The organism is Qipengyuania pacifica (genome assembly GCF_019711555.1).
GTDB classification, from domain to species: Bacteria; Pseudomonadota; Alphaproteobacteria; order Sphingomonadales; family Sphingomonadaceae; genus Qipengyuania; species Qipengyuania pacifica.
In genome coordinates, this window is the sequence record NZ_JAIGNQ010000002.1 from 34,362 (window position 1) to 52,498 (window position 18,137).

The 18,137-nt window shown below is 59.8% G+C and carries 20 protein-coding genes, 2 tRNA genes and 1 other RNA gene; 9 read left to right on the forward strand and 14 right to left on the reverse strand.

Annotation, left to right across the window (positions count from 1 at the left end; genetic code table 11):
- Window positions 1–91 precede the first annotated feature (91 nt).
- The gene (gene efp, locus K3177_RS05455) at window positions 92–655 is read right to left on the reverse strand and encodes an elongation factor P (RefSeq protein WP_103023344.1); all 564 of its coding nucleotides are present in this window, start codon (window positions 653–655) and stop codon (window positions 92–94) included.
- Window positions 656–706: 51 nt separating this feature from the next.
- On the opposite strand from efp, the gene K3177_RS15315 reads away from it, so the two are divergent.
- Entirely contained in the window at window positions 707–1,165 is a 459-nt protein-coding gene (locus K3177_RS15315) for a hypothetical protein (protein ID WP_247714310.1), read from the forward strand.
- Here K3177_RS15315 and K3177_RS05465 read toward each other — a convergent pair whose 3' ends face one another.
- From K3177_RS05465 to thiE, 3 genes are read right to left on the reverse strand one after another with little or no spacing between them, the layout of a single operon-like run.
- Window positions 1,166–1,822: a M23 family metallopeptidase gene (locus K3177_RS05465; RefSeq protein WP_221597491.1), complete on the reverse strand. Its 657-nt coding sequence runs from the start codon at window positions 1,820–1,822 to the stop codon at window positions 1,166–1,168.
- A 17-nt stretch (window positions 1,823–1,839) separates the two neighbouring features.
- The gene (locus K3177_RS05470) at window positions 1,840–3,042 is read right to left on the reverse strand and encodes a L,D-transpeptidase family protein (RefSeq protein ID WP_247714348.1); all 1,203 of its coding nucleotides are present in this window, start codon (window positions 3,040–3,042) and stop codon (window positions 1,840–1,842) included.
- Window positions 3,043–3,102: 60 nt separating this feature from the next.
- Window positions 3,103–3,726 (reverse strand): thiamine phosphate synthase, encoded by a 624-nt coding sequence (gene thiE, locus K3177_RS05475; protein WP_221597492.1) that lies wholly within the window; start codon window positions 3,724–3,726, stop codon window positions 3,103–3,105.
- 150 nt (window positions 3,727–3,876) lie between these two features.
- Between thiE and K3177_RS05480 the strand changes: the two genes are divergently transcribed.
- On the forward strand, window positions 3,877–4,197 hold the full coding sequence (locus K3177_RS05480) for a hypothetical protein (protein WP_221597493.1): 321 nt from the start codon (window positions 3,877–3,879) through the stop codon (window positions 4,195–4,197).
- 10 nt (window positions 4,198–4,207) lie between these two features.
- Here the strand turns inward: K3177_RS05480 and K3177_RS05485 are convergent, their stop codons facing one another.
- A complete protein-coding gene (locus K3177_RS05485; protein WP_221597494.1) occupies window positions 4,208–5,095 on the reverse strand; it encodes a fructose bisphosphate aldolase in 888 nt (295 codons plus the stop codon).
- A 135-nt stretch (window positions 5,096–5,230) separates the two neighbouring features.
- Here K3177_RS05485 and K3177_RS05490 point away from each other — a divergent pair, with 135 nt between their 5' ends.
- A complete protein-coding gene (locus tag K3177_RS05490) occupies window positions 5,231–5,989 on the forward strand; it encodes a flavodoxin family protein (protein ID WP_221597495.1) in 759 nt (252 codons plus the stop codon).
- Here the strand turns inward: K3177_RS05490 and K3177_RS05495 are convergent, their stop codons facing one another.
- From K3177_RS05495 to tkt, 4 genes are read right to left on the reverse strand one after another with little or no spacing between them, the layout of a single operon-like run.
- Complete coding sequence (locus tag K3177_RS05495; RefSeq protein ID WP_221597496.1) at window positions 5,990–6,457, reverse strand: PaaI family thioesterase; 468 nt, start codon at window positions 6,455–6,457, stop codon at window positions 5,990–5,992. It lies immediately after the preceding gene.
- Between the two features lie 12 nt (window positions 6,458–6,469).
- The gene (locus K3177_RS05500; protein WP_221597497.1) at window positions 6,470–7,669 is read right to left on the reverse strand and encodes a phosphoglycerate kinase; all 1,200 of its coding nucleotides are present in this window, start codon (window positions 7,667–7,669) and stop codon (window positions 6,470–6,472) included.
- A gap of 10 nt (window positions 7,670–7,679) precedes the next feature.
- Window positions 7,680–8,687, reverse strand: a complete 1,008-nt coding sequence (gene gap, locus K3177_RS05505) for a type I glyceraldehyde-3-phosphate dehydrogenase (RefSeq protein ID WP_221597498.1) — start codon at window positions 8,685–8,687, stop codon at window positions 7,680–7,682.
- A 16-nt stretch (window positions 8,688–8,703) separates the two neighbouring features.
- Window positions 8,704–10,674, reverse strand: a complete 1,971-nt coding sequence (gene tkt, locus K3177_RS05510) for a transketolase (RefSeq protein WP_420493668.1) — start codon at window positions 10,672–10,674, stop codon at window positions 8,704–8,706.
- Between the two features lie 199 nt (window positions 10,675–10,873).
- On the opposite strand from tkt, the gene K3177_RS05515 reads away from it, so the two are divergent.
- The 5 genes from K3177_RS05515 (at window position 10,874) to K3177_RS05530 (ending at window position 12,431) form a co-directional block, all read left to right on the forward strand.
- Complete coding sequence (locus K3177_RS05515) at window positions 10,874–11,080, forward strand: hypothetical protein (RefSeq protein WP_103023474.1); 207 nt, start codon at window positions 10,874–10,876, stop codon at window positions 11,078–11,080.
- Window positions 11,077–11,400 carry a cell division protein ZapA gene (locus K3177_RS05520; protein ID WP_221597500.1) on the forward strand — a complete coding sequence of 108 codons (324 nt, stop codon included), beginning with the start codon at window positions 11,077–11,079 and terminating at the stop codon, window positions 11,398–11,400. The genes K3177_RS05515 and K3177_RS05520 overlap by 4 nt, the downstream gene beginning before the upstream one ends.
- Before the next feature lie 10 nt (window positions 11,401–11,410).
- A non-coding RNA gene (ssrS, locus tag K3177_RS15620) (6S RNA) lies at window positions 11,411–11,580 on the forward strand.
- A gap of 66 nt (window positions 11,581–11,646) precedes the next feature.
- Window positions 11,647–12,219: a 5-formyltetrahydrofolate cyclo-ligase gene (locus K3177_RS05525; RefSeq protein WP_221597501.1), complete on the forward strand. Its 573-nt coding sequence runs from the start codon at window positions 11,647–11,649 to the stop codon at window positions 12,217–12,219.
- The gene (locus K3177_RS05530) at window positions 12,216–12,431 is read left to right on the forward strand and encodes a DUF2842 domain-containing protein (protein ID WP_221597502.1); all 216 of its coding nucleotides are present in this window, start codon (window positions 12,216–12,218) and stop codon (window positions 12,429–12,431) included. Before K3177_RS05525 ends, K3177_RS05530 begins: the two co-directional genes overlap by 4 nt.
- A gap of 118 nt (window positions 12,432–12,549) precedes the next feature.
- On the opposite strand, the gene K3177_RS05535 is transcribed toward K3177_RS05530, so the two are convergent.
- The 5 genes from K3177_RS05535 to thyA form a co-directional block, all read right to left on the reverse strand.
- Window positions 12,550–12,626 (reverse strand) — tRNA-Asp (locus K3177_RS05535).
- A gap of 372 nt (window positions 12,627–12,998) precedes the next feature.
- The gene (locus K3177_RS05540; protein WP_221597503.1) at window positions 12,999–14,306 is read right to left on the reverse strand and encodes a dihydrolipoamide acetyltransferase family protein; all 1,308 of its coding nucleotides are present in this window, start codon (window positions 14,304–14,306) and stop codon (window positions 12,999–13,001) included.
- A gap of 5 nt (window positions 14,307–14,311) precedes the next feature.
- Window positions 14,312–15,310 carry an alpha-ketoacid dehydrogenase subunit beta gene (locus K3177_RS05545; protein ID WP_103023473.1) on the reverse strand — a complete coding sequence of 333 codons (999 nt, stop codon included), beginning with the start codon at window positions 15,308–15,310 and terminating at the stop codon, window positions 14,312–14,314.
- A gap of 59 nt (window positions 15,311–15,369) precedes the next feature.
- The gene (locus K3177_RS05550; RefSeq protein ID WP_103023331.1) at window positions 15,370–16,671 is read right to left on the reverse strand and encodes a 3-methyl-2-oxobutanoate dehydrogenase (2-methylpropanoyl-transferring) subunit alpha; all 1,302 of its coding nucleotides are present in this window, start codon (window positions 16,669–16,671) and stop codon (window positions 15,370–15,372) included.
- Between the two features lie 79 nt (window positions 16,672–16,750).
- The gene (gene thyA / locus K3177_RS05555) at window positions 16,751–17,677 is read right to left on the reverse strand and encodes a thymidylate synthase (protein ID WP_221597504.1); all 927 of its coding nucleotides are present in this window, start codon (window positions 17,675–17,677) and stop codon (window positions 16,751–16,753) included.
- A 131-nt stretch (window positions 17,678–17,808) separates the two neighbouring features.
- Here thyA and K3177_RS05560 point away from each other — a divergent pair.
- Window positions 17,809–17,885 (forward strand) — tRNA-Pro (locus K3177_RS05560).
- Window positions 17,886–18,137 lie beyond the last annotated feature (252 nt).

Genomic DNA, 18,137 nt, shown 5'->3' on the forward strand with positions numbered 1-18,137 from the left:
GTGGAACCGGCTACGAGATCGGTTTGCCCGATCTCAACTTCGGTCGAACTTTGTGCCGTCGGTATTCAGGGACTGGACGGCGAAAGATCGCCTATCCGGCTTTGCCGACGTAGCTCTGTTCATAAACGTCGACGATGATCCGCGTTCCGCTTTCGATATGCGGCGGGACCATGATGCGTACACCATTATCCAACACGGCGGGCTTGTAGCTCGACGAAGCGGTCTGCCCCTTCACCACGGCGTCGGCCTCGACGATTTCGGCTTCGATCTGCGCCGGCAGTTCCACCGAGATGGGCTTTTCTTCCCACAGTTCGAGCTTCACCTGCATGCCGTCCTGCAGGAAGGGGCGCGCATCGCCCAACAGGTCGCTCGGCAGGTTGATCTGTTCGTAGCTTTCCTGATCCATGAACACCAGCATGTCGCCATCTTCATAAAGGAACTGGTAGTCCTTCGTATCGAGGCGGACCTTTTCGACCGTGTCGGCGCTGCGGAAGCGCACATTGGTTTTGCGGCCATCCTGCAGGTTCTTCATCTCGACCTGCATGTAGGCGCCACCCTTGCCAGGCTGCGTGTGCTGGATCTTGGCGACTTTCCAGATGCCGCCTTCGTACTCGATGATATTGCCCGGACGAATGTCCACGCCGCTGATCTTCATGGGAAGCTACCTTCAACTTATAAAAGAGCATGTCCGCCCACAGGCGGGACTATGCCGCGCGCCTTAGCCGAGCAAACCCGTGCGGGCAAGCGAGTGGAAAAACGCGGCGAACATCGCTATGTCGTCATTCGGATACCGGACATGAAACAGACCAACACATTCATCCTACTCGCCGCGCTTGCAACTGCAACGACTGCACCGGCTTCCGCGCAAGGCCGCTTGGCCCTGCTAGATCAGGGCGAATATATCTGCGCCTTGCCGGGCGATGCCGCCGGTTCGGCCTGGCTCGAACAGGATGCCCGCGACTTTACCATCATTGGCGGCTCAAGCTATCGCTCGGGCAACAGTGCCGGGACCTATCTCATGGAAGGCAAGCAAGTGACCTTCACTCGTGGCCCCATGCGCGGCATGAAATTCATGCGATTAGGTTCGGGCATTCTTCAAGAGGTCGGAAGCGATGGCAAACTCGGGCGCCTGCGCTGTCATCGTTCGGGCCCGGTAAAAAACTGATCACCTGTTGCTGAGTAGCGGAAACGGATTGATCGCAGTCGCCGGTTCCCACCATTCTGCGTCTTTGGTTGTCTGTAGTATCGCGAAGTGCAGATGCGGCGCATCTTCCGAGGCGTTACCAGAACTTCCCACCGTTCCGATCCGCTGACCACGGCGGACCCGCTGACCTTCTTTCAGACCCTGCGCATAATCATCGAGATGCGCATAGTAATAGATCGTTTCGCCATCGACCGAGCGGACATAAATCGTCTTCCCGCCCGCGTCGGACTGAAACAGCCGTTCGATTACACCCGGCGTCGCTGATAGTACGCTGGTCCCCTTGGGGGCCATGATGTCGAGCGCCTCGTGAAGACGCGAGCCGCCATCACGCGAATCGCTATAGGTATCGCTAAGATCGCTCGGGCGGATGTTCTGCACCGGGATCAGCAGCTGGTTTGGCTGCACGGTGACTGTCGATTCCGCCGCCGGAGTATCCAGCGGCTCCGCGCCCGCAGTTTCACTCGGCGTAGGGCTAGGAGCAGCGGCCGCTGGCCGGGTCACCTTGATCTGACTGGAACTGTTGGCATTTTCGATGAGGCTGCCACCCGCCACGATCCATACCGAGCTGGTCAGCGTGGCGGTGATCACAATGGTCAAAATCCGGTCGACGATCTTCATCAGGCGAGACTAGCGGCTTACGCTTCGAAAATCACCTGAGTTGATTGCGAGACCATCCCGGCAAGCCGCGCAGCGTCCCAATTGGTCAGGCGGACACAGCCACTGCTCTGCGCACGGCCGATAGTTTCGGGGTCGGGCGTCCCATGGATGCCATAGTGATCCTTGCTGAGATCGATCCACACCACGCCCACGGGTGAATTCGGGCCCGGCGCAAATTCGTGTGTGCCATCGTCTGACCCGTTCTTGCCCAGCACCTCGGGGTCGTAACTATATGTCGGGTTGTAGGCTTCGCCGACGATGTCCCATTCTCCCAGCGGCAGCGGGTACTGGCTCGACCCGGAACTGACGGTGAACAAGGCGACCAGCTTATCGCCTTGATAGGCCTTCAGCGTCTTACCCGCCTTGCTCACTACGATGCGGTCCACCTCTGGCTGCTCTGACCCTACGCCCAGGGAGGCCAGCGTCTTTTGCCAATCGCTATTGTTTACCGATCCGGGCTTAATTCGATCTGCCCCGATGTTCGGCACACGGATTTCCTGTCCCGCAGTAAAATAGTCCTGGGACTGAGGCGTCTCTGGCGAGCCGGACGCGACCGAACGTGGTTGAGCCGCCCCTTGCGTGCGTGAGGTGCCGACCTTCGGGTTCAACTGCTTGAGAACATCCACAGTGGTATGGAACCGCTCGGCCAATCGCTCATCCAGCGATGTATATCCCAGCTTCTTCAGCTTCGCCATATCGGCGGGATCGTCGGGAATTTCGGAATACTGCGCGCTCGACCAGTTGGAAGGAATGGTCACCACGCGTGTCGCGGGAATCTTTTCCCATTTCGAGAGGGCAGCCTTGGTCGCATCGTCGAGTTCGCCGGTAGTTTCGAGGTCATTGGCCTCCTGAAAACCACGCAAGGCATTCTCTGTGCTCATGCCCATTTTCCCGTCGATCACGCCAGGACCAAAGCCAACCCGATCGAGAACCACCTGGGCCTGCATAATGGGGCGTTCTTCTTCTGCAACGGCAACCGCGTTACGATCAGCATCGGAGCCGTTGAGATGCGCATCGTCGTTCGACGCCATCGTGTCGGCCAGATTGTCAGCGCCATAGGTCTCGTAACCTAGGTCTGTGCTACCTCTCGCAGCAACAGCTGTGTCGCTTTCGCTGTCGTTGTCCTGTCCCTGCATGCCACACGCGGCCAGAGCGAGTGAGGACACAGCGACGAAAATCATTGAACGCACGGGGGAAGTCTCCTGAACCGGGACGTGGCCCGCCCCTTCAGGATAGCAAACTCATGCCGTCCCGATTTGCTCCGCAAAGGCTTTGATCGCCGCGACTTCGTCGCCGTTCCAGACCGAACCAGAGACAGCGAGGAAGTCGGCCCCTGCGTCGATCAGCGGCTTGCAGTTTTCGGGCGTTATACCGCCAATGGCGACGCACGGAATTTCGAACAGCGTGCTCCACCATTCGAGAATTTCCAGATCAGGACGGTGCTCGCTCGCCTTCGTCGTGCTGTCGAAGAATGCACCGAACGCGACATAATCCGCGCCGGCCTCACCCGCCTCCATCGCCAGATGCTTCGATGCGTGACAGGTAACCCCGACCTGAATGTCGTGGCCAAGTTCTTCCCTGGCATCTTTCGGTTCGCCGTCGCCCTGCCCCAGATGCACGCCATCCGCGTTCAGCCGCTTTGCCAAAGCAACATCGTCGTTAACGATGAAGGCCACGTCACGTGCAGCGCAGATCGCCTGCAGGGGCTCCGCCAGCTTCGCGGCTTCGTGCTGGTCGATGCCCTTCACGCGAAACTGGAACGCGGTCGCAATCCCGGTTCCCGCATCGAGCGCTCGTTCCAGTCGCTGGGGGAAATCACCCGAAACATCGAGCGGGGAAATGAGGTAAAGCTGGCAATCTGTCATAGACCGCGTTCTGTAATGCGATCCTCTCATTTCGTCACGCGTTCAGAACTCCGAAAGCGTGACGATCGTTTATCGGGTCGTATGAAAGCCCTATTTGCCGCCGTCATCCTCGCGCCGCTATCTGCCTGCGCAATTATCCCGGACACACCCATGTCGAATGGAGATGCGGCCTCGCGAGGCACTGCCGTCGGGATCAATCAGCCTGTCTGGACCGGCGATACGATCCTGACACCTCTGGCCGTCACGGAAGACAGCCGCTGCCCTATGAATGCGCGCTGCGTTTGGGACGGAAAGCTCACTGTGTCGACGCGGATCGCCGCGACACACTGGAAGCAGACAGCCCCTCTCACCCTGGGCGAACCTTACGAGATACTCGGGCGGACCTACGTGCTTGTTTCGGCTACGCCTGAAAAGACGACCGACCGGGAAATCCCGGTCGGCGAATATCGCTTCGTATTCGAGCAGCGCTGACGCCTGAGAATTAGGCGACGCTGGCAGCGTGGATCTGGTCGATGGCATTCGACAAGGTGCCGTCGAATTCCTCGTCGCTTTGCGAGGCTCGCAGATCCTGCAAAAGGCCGCGGCTGAAACTTGCGATCATTCCCGGATTCTTTGCAAGTTCGCGGCAAGCGTCTTCTGTCGAATAACCACCCGAAAGTGCGACGACGCGCAACACCTTGGGGTGTTTCGCGAGCGTTGCATATAATCCGGCTTCCTTGGGGATCGAGAGTTTCAACATGACCTGCTGACCGGCGGGCAGTGCCTCAAGACCCTCCTCGATCGCCTCCAGCATGATTGTCTCACCCTCGGCGCGGTCGGCAGCAGTGATGTCATACTCCGGTTCCAGCATCGGGATCAGACCGCAGCTCAAGATCCTTGCGCCTTCGGCAAACTGCTGGCGAACGGCTGCCTTGATACCCACCGGGTCCGCCGACTTGATGACGCTCCGCATCTTGGTGCCGAATACCCCCAGTTCTCGCGCGCGGTTGCACATGTCTTCAAGGCCGGGGTTGGGCTTCATCAGCTGGGCACCGTCGTGTTCGTCCTCGAGACCCTTGTCGACCTTGAGAAACGGCACGATGCCGCGCTCTTTCAGGCGTTCCGGAACACTCTTGCCGGCGCTCTCGCCCTCCATGGTCTTTTCGAACAGGATCGCGCCGATGACCTTGCCGTTGCCGAAGCATGGAGCCTCGATAATGCGCTGACGCATTTCGTGGATCAGGCCGAACATCTCTTCTTCGCTCGTCCACGCACCGTCTTCGACGCCGTAACCCTTGAGTGCCTTGGGGGTCGACCCGCCGGACTGGTCAAGCGCTGCAATAAAGCCTTGGCCCTGTGCGATACGCGCCTTCATTTCATCGAAAGTCATCTCGGAACCCCGTCACTCGATTGTGGTCATGCATTCGTATGCGCCGCACATACAAAGGCGCTTTCGCACCTGCAACAGCCGATCGGTAACTTATCGCCAAGCCGATCGTATTTCGTATTGAGCGAAGGAGACGACATGCCGAACGACAAGAACGATCCGCATACCAGCAGCGATCAGACCGATTTCTCCGATCTGAATGCGCTGACAATCAACTGTACCCTCAAGCTCAGCCCTGAAGGCTCGCACACCGACAAGCTACTCGGTATTGCCGAAGCCATTCTCGCGCGGAATGGCGTAGCGATCGAACAAGTTCGCTTGGTCGATCACAACATCGCCCCGGGCGTGTTCCCCGACATGACCGAACACGGCGCCGACCAAGATGATTGGCCGAATATCTGGGAGAAGGTAAAGGCCGCCGATATTCTCGTGGTCGGTACGCCCATCTGGCTTGGCGAGAAATCCAGCGTCTGCCAGCGCTTGATCGAGCGGCTCTACGCCCACTCGGGTCAGACCAACGAGAAGGGCCAGTACGTTTTCTATGGCAAGGTCGGTGGCTGCATCGTGACCGGCAATGAAGACGGCATCAAGCACGTGGGTATGGGCGTGCTCTACTCGCTACAGCATGTCGGTTACACCATTCCTCCACAAGCCGATGCCGGCTGGGTGGGCGAAGCCGGACCGGGGCCGAGCTATGGCGATGCCAGGGAAGATGGCGAGGGATATGTCGGCTTCGACAATGACTTCACCCGTCGCAACACCACATTCATGACCTGGAACCTGATGCACATGGCACGCATGCTCAAGGATGCTGGAGGTATTCCAGCGCACGGGAATTCAGTCGATCTGTGGAACGATGGTCGCCGGTTCGATGCGCCCAATCCCGAATATCGCTGATCACTCGCCAATCCTGTCGGCTCGCTTGCCGGTCTTGCGGATAATGCCGGAAAAGCTGAGCAGCGGCGTTCCATCGCCCGTCACGATGCCGCGTACGAACACGGTTTTACCGCCACCGCGCGTCACTTCACCCCTGCCCTCGATGCGCTGTCCGACCTTGCCCGCGGCCAGGAAATCGCCTGCCAGGTTCATCGTCACGCCATAGCTGTCACGCATCTCGTTGCGGGCGATGGTGAACAGCGCAGCATCTGCAAAGGTCATCAGGCAACCGCCGTGCATGAAGCCTGCACCATTCATGTGACGTTGCTCGGCGACGAAGGCACAAATCCAGTCGCCGTTCGTATCCTGCTTTTCGTAGAACGGTCCCGCCGTCTGCTCGAAAGCATCAGATTTCCAGGTGGACCACCCCGACCATTCGCCTTCGGTGATCGCGATTGGACCGTGGCTGGGCTCGACGATCTCGGTCATATCCGCATGCTCCTAAGCCGACAGTGCGGCAACGCTGGGCAAGGGCTTGCCTTCCATCCACTCCAGGAAAGCCCCGCCGGCCGTGGAAACGAAAGTAAATTCGTCCTTCACACCGGCATGCGCCAGCGCTGCGACCGTATCGCCGCCGCCGGCAACCGATGTCAGCGAACCATCCTGCGTGAGCGCTGCAGCCGTCTTGGCAAGCGCAACCGTCGCCGCATCAAACGGCTGGGTTTCGAACGCGCCCAGCGGCCCGTTCCAGACCAGCGTCCGGCATGTCTTGAGCACGTCGGCAAGCGCTTCGACCGCGAGCGGACCTACGTCGAGGATCATTTCGTCGGCGGCGACTTCATGCACATTGCAGGTCCGCATACTCGGCGGATTGGCGGCGAATTCTTTCGCCACCACCACATCGTAAGGCAGATGCACAGTGCATCCTGCATGGTCCGCCTCGTCCATTATGCGGTTGGCAGTGTCGGTCAGATCGTGCTCGCACAGCGATTTACCAACATCTACTCCCTTCGCCGCCAGGAAGGTGTTGGCCATGCCCCCGCCGATGATGAGGTGCTGGACCTTGCCAACCAGATTGTGCAGCACCTCGAGCTTGGTCGAAACCTTTGCTCCCCCAACGACAGCCGCGACCGGCGCCTCGGGATTGCCTAGCGCGGCATCCAGCGCTTTTAGTTCGGCCTCCATGGCGCGGCCTGCATATGCCGGGAGAAGACGCGCCAACCCTTCGGTTGACGCGTGCGCGCGGTGCGCGGCAGAAAACGCATCGTTCACATAGAAATCGCCGTTCGCCGCGATGCCCTTGGCGAACTCCGGATCGTTGGCTTCTTCGCCGGGCCAGAAGCGGACATTGTCGAGCAGCCCGATATCACCATCGCGCAGAATTCCGATCGACTGTTCGACGACCGGCCCCATGACTTCGGGAATGAACATGATTTCACGGTCGAGCACCCGCTCGATATCGCCCTGCACCATGCTCGTGCTCATGGTCGAATGGCGCTGACCCTTCGGTCGGCCGAAATGGGCAAGCAACAAGACCTTGGCGCCTTTATCGGCCAGTTCGAGGATGGTCGGTTTGACCACCTCGACACGGGTGACGTCCGATGCCCGGCCTTCCTGCATCGGAAGATTGAGATCGACGCGCACCAGCGCAACCTTGCCGGTGATGTCGCCAAGGTCGTCCAAGGTCCTGAAGCTGCTCATGCCAATGTCCTTAGAGGAACTTCGCCATCACGCCGGCGGTGTCGATCATGCGGTTGGAGAAGCCCCATTCGTTGTCGTACCAGCTCACGACGCGGGCAAGCTTGCCCTCCATCACGCTGGTTTCGAGGCTATCGATGGTCGAGCTGGCAGGATAATGGTTGAAGTCCGAGGAGACGAGCGGCTGGTCGGTGTAATCGAGCACGCCCTTCATCTTGCCTTCCGCCGCCTCCTTAAGCGCCGCATTCAGTTCCTCGGCGCTGGTGTCGCGGCCGGGGGTGAAGACGAGATCGACAAGGCTGACATTCGGCGTCGGCACACGCACGCTCGACCCGTCGAGCTTGCCTGCCAGTTCGGGCAGCACGAGGCCAACCGCGCGGGCAGCGCCGGTCGTTGTCGGGATCATGTTCTGCGCCCCGCCGCGTGCGCGGCGCATGTCGCCATGCATCTGATCGAGCATGCGCTGGTCGTTAGTGTAGCTGTGGATCGTGGTCATGAAACCACGCTCGATACCGACGGTTTCATGCAGCACCTTGGCCATCGGCGAGAGGCAGTTGGTCGTGCAGCTGGCGTTGGAGACGATCACGTCTTCCGCGGTCAGCGTTTCATCGTTGACGCCGAACACGATCGTCGCCGAAACACCCTTTGCCGGGGCTGAGATCAGTACGCGCTTGGCGCCTGCATCGAGATGCGGGCGGCACGCCTCGTCCGACTGGAAGAAACCGGTGCATTCCAGCACGATGTCCACGCCCTGCTCGCCATGCGGCAGCTTGCCGGGATCACGCTCGCTGGTCACGGCGATCGACTTGCCGTTCACGATGATCGCGTTGTCGCCCACTTCGACGGTGCCGGGGAAGCGCCCGTGCGTCGAATCGTACTGAAACAGGATCGCGTTCGATTTCGTATCCGCCAGATCGTTGATGCTGACGAGGTCCAGATCGTGGTCGTCGCGCTCGAGAATGGCGCGCGCCACGAGGCGGCCGATACGTCCGAAACCGTTGATTGCAACCTTGGTCGCCATTGGAAAGAACTCCTGCTTAAGCGTTCAGTTTATTCATGATTTGCGGAACGATCGCGTCCGCAGTGAGGCCGAATTTTTCAAACAGATCTTCGGCGGGTGCGCTAGCACCGAACCGATCGATCCCGATGCGCAAGCCATTGGTCATCGTATAGCGATCCCACCCGAAGGTGGTGCCCGCTTCGATGCTCACCCGCAAAACCTCGTCGGGCGAAACATCCGGAAGAATGTCTGCGCGATAAGCCTCGTCCTGCTCGTCGAAAAGCTGCGTGCACACCATCGATACGACATCGGCACCGATACCGTCCGCTTCCAGCTTTTCTGCGCATTCCATCGCCACATGCAGCTCTGATCCGGTCGCAATCAGGATGACACGCCGCGCAGCCTGCGCCGCCTTGAGCCGGTAACCACCGCGCCCGGTCATGTTTTCGGAGAGCTGGTGCGTCCGCATTTGCGGCAGGTTCTGGCGGCTCAGCGCGAGCACCGTCGGGCGATCGGGCTGGCGCAGCGCGATGTCCCAGCACTCCGCGGTTTCGACCGCATCGGCGGGGCGCATGACCAGCAGATTGGGCATCATGCGCAGCGACTGGACATGCTCGATGGGCTGGTGGGTCGGGCCGTCTTCCCCCAGTCCGATGCTGTCATGGGTCATGACATAAACGACCCGCGCCTGCTGCAGGGCCGACAGCCGGATGGCCGCACGGCAATAATCGGTGAACACCAAGAACGTACCGCCATAAGGAATGACGCCGCCGTGCAGTGCCATGCCGTTCATCGCTGCGGCCATGCCGAATTCGCGAATACCGTAATAGACATAGCGGCCGCTGTAATCATCGGCCGTGAACGGGCCGATACCGCCTGCCTTGGTGTTGTTCGAACCGGTAAGGTCGGCACTGCCGCCAATCGTTTCGGGAAGGCCGGTGTTGATTTCCGCCAGGGCCATTTCGCTGGCCTTGCGCGTTGCAATCTTCTGAGGTTGATCGATCAACCCCTTGATATATTTGTCGAGGCTGAAGTCCTTGGGCAGCTCGCCCGCCATCCGGCGCTGGAACTCTGCCTTCTGCGCATACCCGTCGAGGCGCATCTGCCATTCGCTGTGCGCCCGCGCGCCGTCATCCGCTGTGCCGCGCCAGTCCGACAGCACCTCTTCGGGAATTTCGAAAGGTGCCGATTCCCAGCCCAGTACACCGCGCGCCGCGGTAATTTCGTCGTCGCCCAGTGGTGCGCCGTGCGTCGCGCTAGTTCCCTGCTTGTTGGGCGCTCCCTTTCCGATCACCGTTTTGCAGGCGATGAGCGACGGGCGTTCATCGGCGACCGCCTCGTCGATCGCCCGGCGAATGTCGTCGAAATCGTGGCCATCGCAGCTAACTACATGCCATCCGGTCGCTTCGTAACGCGCCTTGATGTTTTCGCTGGTCGAAAGGTCGGTCGTCCCGTCGATGGTGATGTTGTTGTCGTCCCAGAACACTGTCAGACGGCCCAGCTTGAGGTGCCCGGCAAGGCCGATCGCTTCGTGATTGATGCCTTCCATCAGGCAACCGTCACCGGCAATCACCCAAGTGCGATGATCGACGATCTCGTCACCAAACGTCGCATTGAGATGACGTTCGGCCATGGCCATTCCGACGGACATCGCCAGACCCTGGCCCAGCGGACCGGTCGTGCTTTCCACGCCGTCGAGAAGGAAGTTTTCCGGATGCCCCGCGCAAGGGCTGCCGATCTGACGGAAATTGCGGATGTCTTCCATCGTGGGACGTTCGTAACCCGACAGATGAAGAAGAGAATAAATCAGCATCGAACCGTGTCCGGCCGACAGCACGAAGCGGTCCCGATCGGCCCAGCCGGGGGCCTTGGGATCATGCTTTAAATACTCGCTCCACAACACGGTCGCCACATCGGCCATACCCATCGGCATTCCCGGATGCCCTGAGTTTGCAGCCTGTACCGCATCCATCGAAAGTGCCCTGATGGCGTTGGCCATCGGGACCATGCGAGATGTGGCGAGACTCATGGGAAATTTCTCCGGAAAAAGGGGCCGATTCGACGCGCGCGAAGCCTTCGCGGAGCGCGCGCGCAAGGTCAACCCGCGCAGGTGGGCATTCACAGCTACCGCCCCCTTCACTTCACTTATCAACAGGCGGCTGCAAACCTTTGCCTCGCCGCGGCAAAATCGGTATTCTGCACGCCTTATGAGTTCCGACCGCATCAAAAATGCCATGGACCGCATCGATCGCGCGCTTGCGCGGATCGAAACGCAGGCCGCCCTGGCCTCCCATTCGACTGCAGCGACAGACGCGGGCGATGCCGAACTGGCCGAACGCTATGAAACGCTGCGCAAACGGGTGTCGGGCAGCATTTCGCAACTCGACGATCTCATCGAAGGTCTGAAGCGATGAGCGACGTCACCCTTTCGATCGGTGGCCGCAACTATACCGTCTCTTGTGCCGATGGGCAGGAAGATCATGTTCGGCACCTTGCCAGCGTGATCGATGGCAAACTGAGTGCGATGGGCAATAATCTGTCCAGTAACGATGCCAAGAACCTGCTGTTCGCCGCGCTCATACTTGCCGACGAAGTGGAAGAAGCACGGGACAGGCCTTCACCGGCCGCAGAACCTGGTTTCGACACGGATCGTCTGGGCAATCAGCTCGAACGCATGGCCATCGCGCTCGAGAATGCCGCTTCCACCCTTGAGGGTAGCGGCAGTACCTCCTAAATAGGGCATGGCGGGACTGCCCGGCACGAGCCGCATGAATATCCCTGAGGCTATAAGCAATCCATGGGAGCTGTCCCTGCCCTGGTCCACCGGTTCGGCCGTGGGATTGGGGCAAACGGTACCCACCTGACGTTTTCGCGTCAGAGGATTTCGCCGGAAACGACCCATGGTGGTTCCGCCACTCACCATCCCTTGCCATCGTTGATCCCTTGGACGCCGGAGTGATCTGCCGATAAGGACCTGTGTGTGACCAAGAACGATCTCAGAAAGCAGCTTCGCGCCAAACGGCGTGAACACGTGGCCGCCCTTCCCGATAGCATGCGCACGCTGGTGTTCATGCGCCCGCCTGCCCCCCTCATCGAAATGATACCGGACGATGCGACCATCGGGCTTTATCACGCCGGCTCTTCCGAAGCGCCGACAGCGGCCTACGCACGCTATTTCTTCGAACAGGGGCACGATATCTCGTTGCCGCATTTTTCGGCCATGAATACGCGGATGCAATTCCGCCGCTTCGTGGATCCTCACGATGAAAGCGATCTTGAAACGGGGCCCTTCGGCATCAAGCAGCCGACGACTGCGACGGAAGAAATCGTCCCCGACGTCCTGTTCGTACCGTTGGTCGGCTTTACCGAAGCCGGCGGTCGCCTCGGTCAGGGTGGCGGCCACTATGACCGCTGGCTTGCTGCGCATCCCGGTACGACAACGGTCGGGCTCGCCTGGGACTGTCAGCTTGTCGACACGCTGCCCACAGAGCCGCACGACATACCCCTCGGGGCGGTCGTAACACCCACGCGCATGTACGGACCTTTCGCATGAGGAAAGAACCGACCTGGCGCATTCCCGTCGGCATTCTCGGCCTGCTGGTGGTGCTGGCGATCTACGGGATTGTCATCGCGCGTTATGCCCCCGGTGTGATCGGCGATTGGCCTACGCTGGTCCAGACGCTCATTTACATCATTCTGGGCCTGATTTGGCTGCTGCCGCTCAGGCGCTTTCTCATCTGGATGGAAACCGGCCGCTGGGGTTGATCCCCGGCGCATGTCGAGCGCCATGTAACGCCGTTCGGGAAGAGCGCGCGATAGGTCGTCGGCACACCTTCAAACAAGGCGCTTTGACGATAGTCGAATTGTAGAGAAAATTCCCAAGTGGCGCGAGTGACGGGACTCGAACCCGCGACCTTCGGCGTGACAGGCCGACACTCTAACCAACTGAGCTACACCCGCGCAGCCACTTGGGAGCCGCGCATCTACGGGCGGGTCCGATTCCTGTCAATGGCCGATGTGACGCTTTTTTGCTCTTTTTGTGCGGGCATTTTTCGACCTCCAGTTTTACCACAATTCAGCGCGTTGGATCGCGGCATAATTCAGCCAATGTCCTATGCCGATATCATGCATCCCATCGTCGCGGACCGGAATTTATCGTTATTTCCGAATGGGTTGCCCGATCCAAATGGGGCTGCCGGGATTTTACAAACCATTCTGGACAAACGAAGGCGCCCGGCGCGGGGCTGCTAAATCGCAACCCACGCACCGGGCATATTTTATCAGACGCTTTGCGACTCTGCGCTCGCCAGCCAGCGAGGCCAGCTAATCGCGTCAGTCCACCAGGATCAGAGCAGGCTTTTCGAGCAGATTCTTCAGCTGCTGTATGAAGCTTGCCGCATCCCAACCATCGACAACGCGATGATCGCAACTGATCGAGATATTCATCAGCTTGCGCTTTTCGATGCGCTCGACGCCATCCGTCCCGGTCACATACATCGGGCGTTCGATGATGCGGTTCGGGCCGATGATGGCAACTTCCGGACGATTGATGACCGGTGTCGTCGCTACCCCGCCAAGCGGTCCGAGCGATGTCACCGTCAGTGTCCCACCTTGCAGCTCTTCCGATTTGGCGGTGCCATTTCGGGCTGCCTCGGCCAGACGCGTAATTTCATTGGCCAACTGCCACAGGTTCTTGGCCTGAGCATTCTTGATGACGGGCACCATCAGACCGGCATCGGTCTGTGCGGCCATGCCAAGATGCACCGCGCCATACCGCGTCACCACGCCCGCTTCATCGTCGTACCGTGCGTTGATCATCGGGAAATCGGGCAATGTCTTGCAGATCGCGGTGATCAGCAGCGGAAGCAGCGTCAGCTTGGGCTTATCGCCGCGGTTGGAATTGAGCTGCCCACGCAGTTCTTCCAGCGCAGTCACATCGCATTCTTCCACGTAGGAAAAGTGCGGGATGTTGCGCTTCGACGCGGCCATGTTCTCGGCAATGCGGCGGCGCATGCCGATGACCTTCTTCTCTTCGTCCTGGCGGGTCTTGGCAGCGGCGCCATAACCCGAGGTATAAGACAGAAACTGATCCAGATCGCCATGACGAACGCGGCCATCCTCGGCCGGCTTCACCTGTGCCAGATCGACACCGAGATCGCGTGCCCGCTTGCGAACGGCAGGCGTTGCCAGAACCGGCGTGTCGGTCTTCTGCTTCGGTGCAGGGGCAGGCGTCGGGGCGGGCGCTGGCGGCGGGCTCGGATCGGCGGCCATCGCGTCGTCGGCATCCGATGGATCGGGATTTTCGACTTCGATCCGCTCTTCTACCTCGTCGTCTTTCGGCGCAGGCGCTGCATCGGCCGCCGCCTCGTTTTCCTCGATCACCTCGTCGGGCAATTCGCCTTCGACTTCGATCACGACGAGCATGGAGCCGATCGACACCATGTCGCCCTCGCCGCCCGCGACTTCGAGAATCTTGCCGGTCACCGGGCTTTCCATGGGCACGGTGGCCTTGTCGGTCATCATGTCGACGAATTCCTCGTCTTCAGTGATCGTATCGCCGACCTGCTTGTGCCACTGCACGATTTCGGCCTCGGCGATGCCTTCGCCGATATCGGGCATGTTGAAGGTGAATTTCGCCATGGGGATCAGTCCTTGAGGATCTTGTCGATGGCCTCGCCGATGCGGACCGGGCCGGGAAAATAGGCCCATTCGAGGCTGTGGGGATAGGGTGTGTCGAAGCCGGTAACGCGTTCGACCGGGGCTTCGAGGTGATAGAAGCAGCGCTCCGTCACCAATGCGGAGAGTTCGGCGCCAAAGCCGCTCGTGCGGGTCGCCTCATGGACGATCAGGCACCGGCCAGTACGCTCGACCGATGCTTCGATCGCCTCGATGTCCAGCGGCACCAGCGTGCGCAGATCGAGGATGTCGGCTTCGACGCCCTTCTCCTTGCACACGGCTTCGACCACGTGGACCATGGTTCCGTAAGCCAGAATGGTGAGCTGCTCGCCTTCGGTAACCTGACGCGCCTTGCCCAGCGGGATCTTGTAGTAACCTTCGGGCACCACGCTGGCGTCGAACTTCTTCCAGGGCTGCACCGGCTTGTCGTAATAACCGGAAAACGGACCGTTGTAGATCCGCTTCGGCTCGAAGAAGATCACCGGATCGTTATCCTCGATGCAGGAAATCAGCAGCCCCTTGGCATCGTAAGGCGTCGCCGGAATAACCGTCTTCAGGCCCGACACGTGCGTAAAGATCGCCTCAGGGCTCTGGCTGTGCGTCTGTCCGCCAAAGATGCCGCCGCCGAACGGGCTGCGCACCGTCATCGGAGCGATATATTCCGCGGCCGAGCGATACCGTAGCCGGGCCGCTTCGCTGATCAGCTGGTCGAGACCGGGATAAATGTAATCGGCGAACTGGATTTCAGGCACGGGGCGTAAGCCATAGGCCCCCATCCCCACCGCTACCGCGATGATGCCGCACTCATTGATCGGCGTGTCGAAGACCCGGGTCTTGCCGTATTTCTCCTGCAGACCCGCCGTGCAGCGAAACACCCCGCCGAAATAGCCGACGTCTTCGCCCATGACGACAACGTCGTCATCGCGTTGCATCGACACATCGAGCGCTTCATTGATCGCTTCGATCATGTTCAGCCGGCGTTCGGTGCCGGATGAAACGTTTGATTGACATGTGTTCGCGTCGGCGCTCACTGGTCGAGCCCTCCCGGAAACTTGATCTCGCGCTCGCGGATCGCCTGCTTGCTCTGCTCCTTGAGATGCCAGGGAAGCTCTTCGAACACGTCCTCGAACATGGTCCGGAACGGGTGGTGGAGACCATGCCCAAGGATGCCGTTTGCTTCGGCTTCCTTGGTGACCTTCTTGACGTGTTCCGCCGCCTCCAGATCCATCTTTTCCTGCCGATCCTCGTCCCATTCGCCGATCGCGATCAAATGGTCCTTGAGGCGTGTCACCGGGTCGCCCAGCGGCCACTCGGTGCGCTCCTGCGCACTGCGATAACCGGTCGGATCGTCCGAGGTGGAGTGCCCCTCCGCGCGGTAGGTGAAGAACTCGATCAGCGTCGGCCCGGCGTTCGCCCGCGCCCGGTTGGCCGCCCACCTCTCCGCCGCGTAACACGCCAGCGCATCGTTTCCATCGACGCGCAAGCCGGCGAGGCCATAGCCCAGCGCACGGGCAGCAAACGTGGTCCGTTCGGCACCAGCAAAGCCGCTGAAGCTGGAGATGGCCCACTGGTTGTTGATAATGTTGAGGATAACCGGTGCATTATACACGGTCGCAAAGGTGCAGGCAGAATGGAAGTCGCCTTCTGCGGTACTGCCCTCACCAACCCAGGTGGCCGCAATCCGGCTGTCACCCTTCATTGCGCTTGCCATTGCCCAGCCTACCGCCTGCGGCGTCTGCGTGGCCAGATTGCCGCTGATGGTAAAGAAGCTGTGCTCGCGGCTCGAATACATGATCGGGAGCTGACGGCCCTTCAGCTTGTCGCCCTTGTTCGAATAGATCTGGTTGATCATCTCGATCATCGGGTAGCCGCGCTGGATCAGGATTCCCTGTTGGCGATAGCTCGGGAAGACCATATCGTCCGCAGCCAAGGCCATGCTGGCCGAGACGCTCGTCGCCTCTTCGCCCGTGCACTTCATGTAGAAGCTGGTTTTGCCCTGCCGCTGACCTCGGAACATACGCTCGTCAAAAGCGCGCGTCATTGCCATGTGACCGAGCATTTTACGCAGCGTATCCGGATCGAGTTTCGGGTTCCACGCCCCATGCGCCTGATTGTCCTCGCCGAGTACGCGCACCAAGCCAAACGCCATATCGCGCATTTCGCTCGGGTCGCAGGTCTCGTCGGGACGTGCCATGCTCCCCGCTTCGGGCACATTTATATGCGAGAAGTCGACCGTATCTCCGGGCCGGAATTTAGGTTCGGGAACATGCAACGAAAGTTTCGGGCGATTATCACCCTCCACTGCACTACCCTCGGGCCGTTCGGCCATAGAATCGTCTCCCAGACGCAATCTTACGCTTTCGCGTTATTTTATTTCACGAGTGGGATGCGGTCAAGTCAGCGCCGGATCACACCGCGACGGGCGCTTTGATGGGCCCGTGCGGCGTATAATTGTGAACTGCGAAATCTTCGATCCTGTAATCGAATATCGTAGCCGGGCGCCGCACTACCTCAAGCGTTGGGTTCCCTTGCGGTTCCCGTGACAATTGCTCTTCAATGAGATCGTTGTGATTGAGATAGAGATGCGTATCGCCGCCCATCCAAACCAGTTCCCCCACATCGAGCTCTACTTGCTGGGCCAACATTCTAGTGAGCAAAGCAGCGGACCAGAGATTGAACGGCAGGCCGAGCGCAACATCGCAGCTACGCTGGTAAAGACAACAGTTCAGCCGCCCACCCGCGACATGAAACTGATAGGTCTTGTGACAGGGCGGAAGCGCCATCTCGTCGATCTCCGCGACGTTCCAACCCTCAACGATATGGCGTCGACTGCCCGGGTTCGTTCTGATTGAATGAACCAGGTCAGCGACCTGATTTATTCCCGGACCGGCCTCATAGAGCCCATCTTCGCGTTTGCGATAGGTCGGCCAATCGACCCACTGCTTCCCGTACACCGGACCGAGATCACCCCAGCGTTCCGCAAACGCAGCGTCATCGGCAATGCGCTCGACAAAATCGTCCAGCGTGATGTTGTCGCCCGTTTCCTTCACATATCGCGCGTGGGGCCACTCGTTCCAGATCTTTACCCCTTGCCGTACGAGCGGACGAATATTGGTTTCGCCCGTTAGGAACCACAACATCTCGCGCGTGGCCGTCTTCCAGTACACGCGCTTGGTAGTGATAAGCGGCATGGCATTTGCCGAGAGGTCGAACCTCAATGTCGCGCCGAATATGGAACGCGTGCCGACGCCAGTGCGATCCTCGCGCTCATCACCATCGGACCATATGCGGCGCATCAGGTCGAGATATTGCTGTTCGTAGTGGATGTTTGACATTGGCTCGGCTTTGTTTTGAGCAAGGCTTTAACGCTAGCGCGAGAATGTGCAAATTGCCCGCTTGCACGCATGGCAATCCACACCTATAGGCCCGCCTCTGCCTCGCGGGGTTCGCCCCGCAAGCATCCGGTCGGGGAGTAGCTCAGCCTGGTAGAGCACTGTCTTCGGGAGGCAGGGGCCGGAGGTTCGAATCCTCTCTCCCCGACCATTTTTCTTCGTTTCCGATAATAAGCCGCAGAATTCCGCCGTTTTCATTCAGCCGAGGAAATCGATCGGGAATCTTGCGCGCCGATTGGGCCTCAAATTGTGCCACACTTTGTGCTCGCATCTTGCCCCGCCCGGCTCCTCGCAGCCAAGGCTCACATGGCATGGCAATATACCTTCGCGGCGTCGTGGTCGGGATGGAGAAAAAAGCGGTGAAAAAAGACTGGCCCGCAAGCGCAAAATACCGCTCCACAAC

Excerpts from the sequence above, each read along its gene's own strand:
- tkt (WP_420493668.1), bottom strand. The coding sequence starts at position 10,674 with ATGGTCCCGATGGCCAACGCCATCAGGGCACTTTCGATGGATGCGGTA.
- K3177_RS05485 (WP_221597494.1), bottom strand. The coding sequence starts at position 5,095 with ATGACTTTCGATGAAATGAAGGCGCGTATCGCACAGGGCCAAGGCTTT.
- K3177_RS05470 (WP_247714348.1), bottom strand. The coding sequence starts at position 3,042 with ATGATTTTCGTCGCTGTGTCCTCACTCGCTCTGGCCGCGTGTGGCATG.
- K3177_RS05530 (WP_221597502.1), top strand. The coding sequence starts at position 12,216 with ATGAGGAAAGAACCGACCTGGCGCATTCCCGTCGGCATTCTCGGCCTG.
- efp (WP_103023344.1), bottom strand. The coding sequence starts at position 655 with ATGAAGATCAGCGGCGTGGACATTCGTCCGGGCAATATCATCGAGTAC.
- K3177_RS05465 (WP_221597491.1), bottom strand. The coding sequence starts at position 1,822 with ATGAAGATCGTCGACCGGATTTTGACCATTGTGATCACCGCCACGCTG.
- K3177_RS05500 (WP_221597497.1), bottom strand. The coding sequence starts at position 7,669 with ATGAGCAGCTTCAGGACCTTGGACGACCTTGGCGACATCACCGGCAAG.
- K3177_RS05540 (WP_221597503.1), bottom strand. The coding sequence starts at position 14,306 with ATGGCGAAATTCACCTTCAACATGCCCGATATCGGCGAAGGCATCGCC.
- K3177_RS05550 (WP_103023331.1), bottom strand. The coding sequence starts at position 16,671 with ATGGCCGAACGGCCCGAGGGTAGTGCAGTGGAGGGTGATAATCGCCCG.
- K3177_RS05495 (WP_221597496.1), bottom strand. The coding sequence starts at position 6,457 with ATGACCGAGATCGTCGAGCCCAGCCACGGTCCAATCGCGATCACCGAA.
- thyA (WP_221597504.1), bottom strand. The coding sequence starts at position 17,677 with ATGTCAAACATCCACTACGAACAGCAATATCTCGACCTGATGCGCCGC.
- K3177_RS05545 (WP_103023473.1), bottom strand. The coding sequence starts at position 15,310 with ATGATCGAAGCGATCAATGAAGCGCTCGATGTGTCGATGCAACGCGAT.
- K3177_RS05515 (WP_103023474.1), top strand. The coding sequence starts at position 10,874 with ATGAGTTCCGACCGCATCAAAAATGCCATGGACCGCATCGATCGCGCG.
- K3177_RS15315 (WP_247714310.1), top strand. The coding sequence starts at position 707 with ATGCCGCGCGCCTTAGCCGAGCAAACCCGTGCGGGCAAGCGAGTGGAA.
- K3177_RS05480 (WP_221597493.1), top strand. The coding sequence starts at position 3,877 with ATGTCGAATGGAGATGCGGCCTCGCGAGGCACTGCCGTCGGGATCAAT.
- K3177_RS05520 (WP_221597500.1), top strand. The coding sequence starts at position 11,077 with ATGAGCGACGTCACCCTTTCGATCGGTGGCCGCAACTATACCGTCTCT.
- thiE (WP_221597492.1), bottom strand. The coding sequence starts at position 3,726 with ATGACAGATTGCCAGCTTTACCTCATTTCCCCGCTCGATGTTTCGGGT.
- K3177_RS05490 (WP_221597495.1), top strand. The coding sequence starts at position 5,231 with ATGCCGAACGACAAGAACGATCCGCATACCAGCAGCGATCAGACCGAT.
- gap (WP_221597498.1), bottom strand. The coding sequence starts at position 8,687 with ATGGCGACCAAGGTTGCAATCAACGGTTTCGGACGTATCGGCCGCCTC.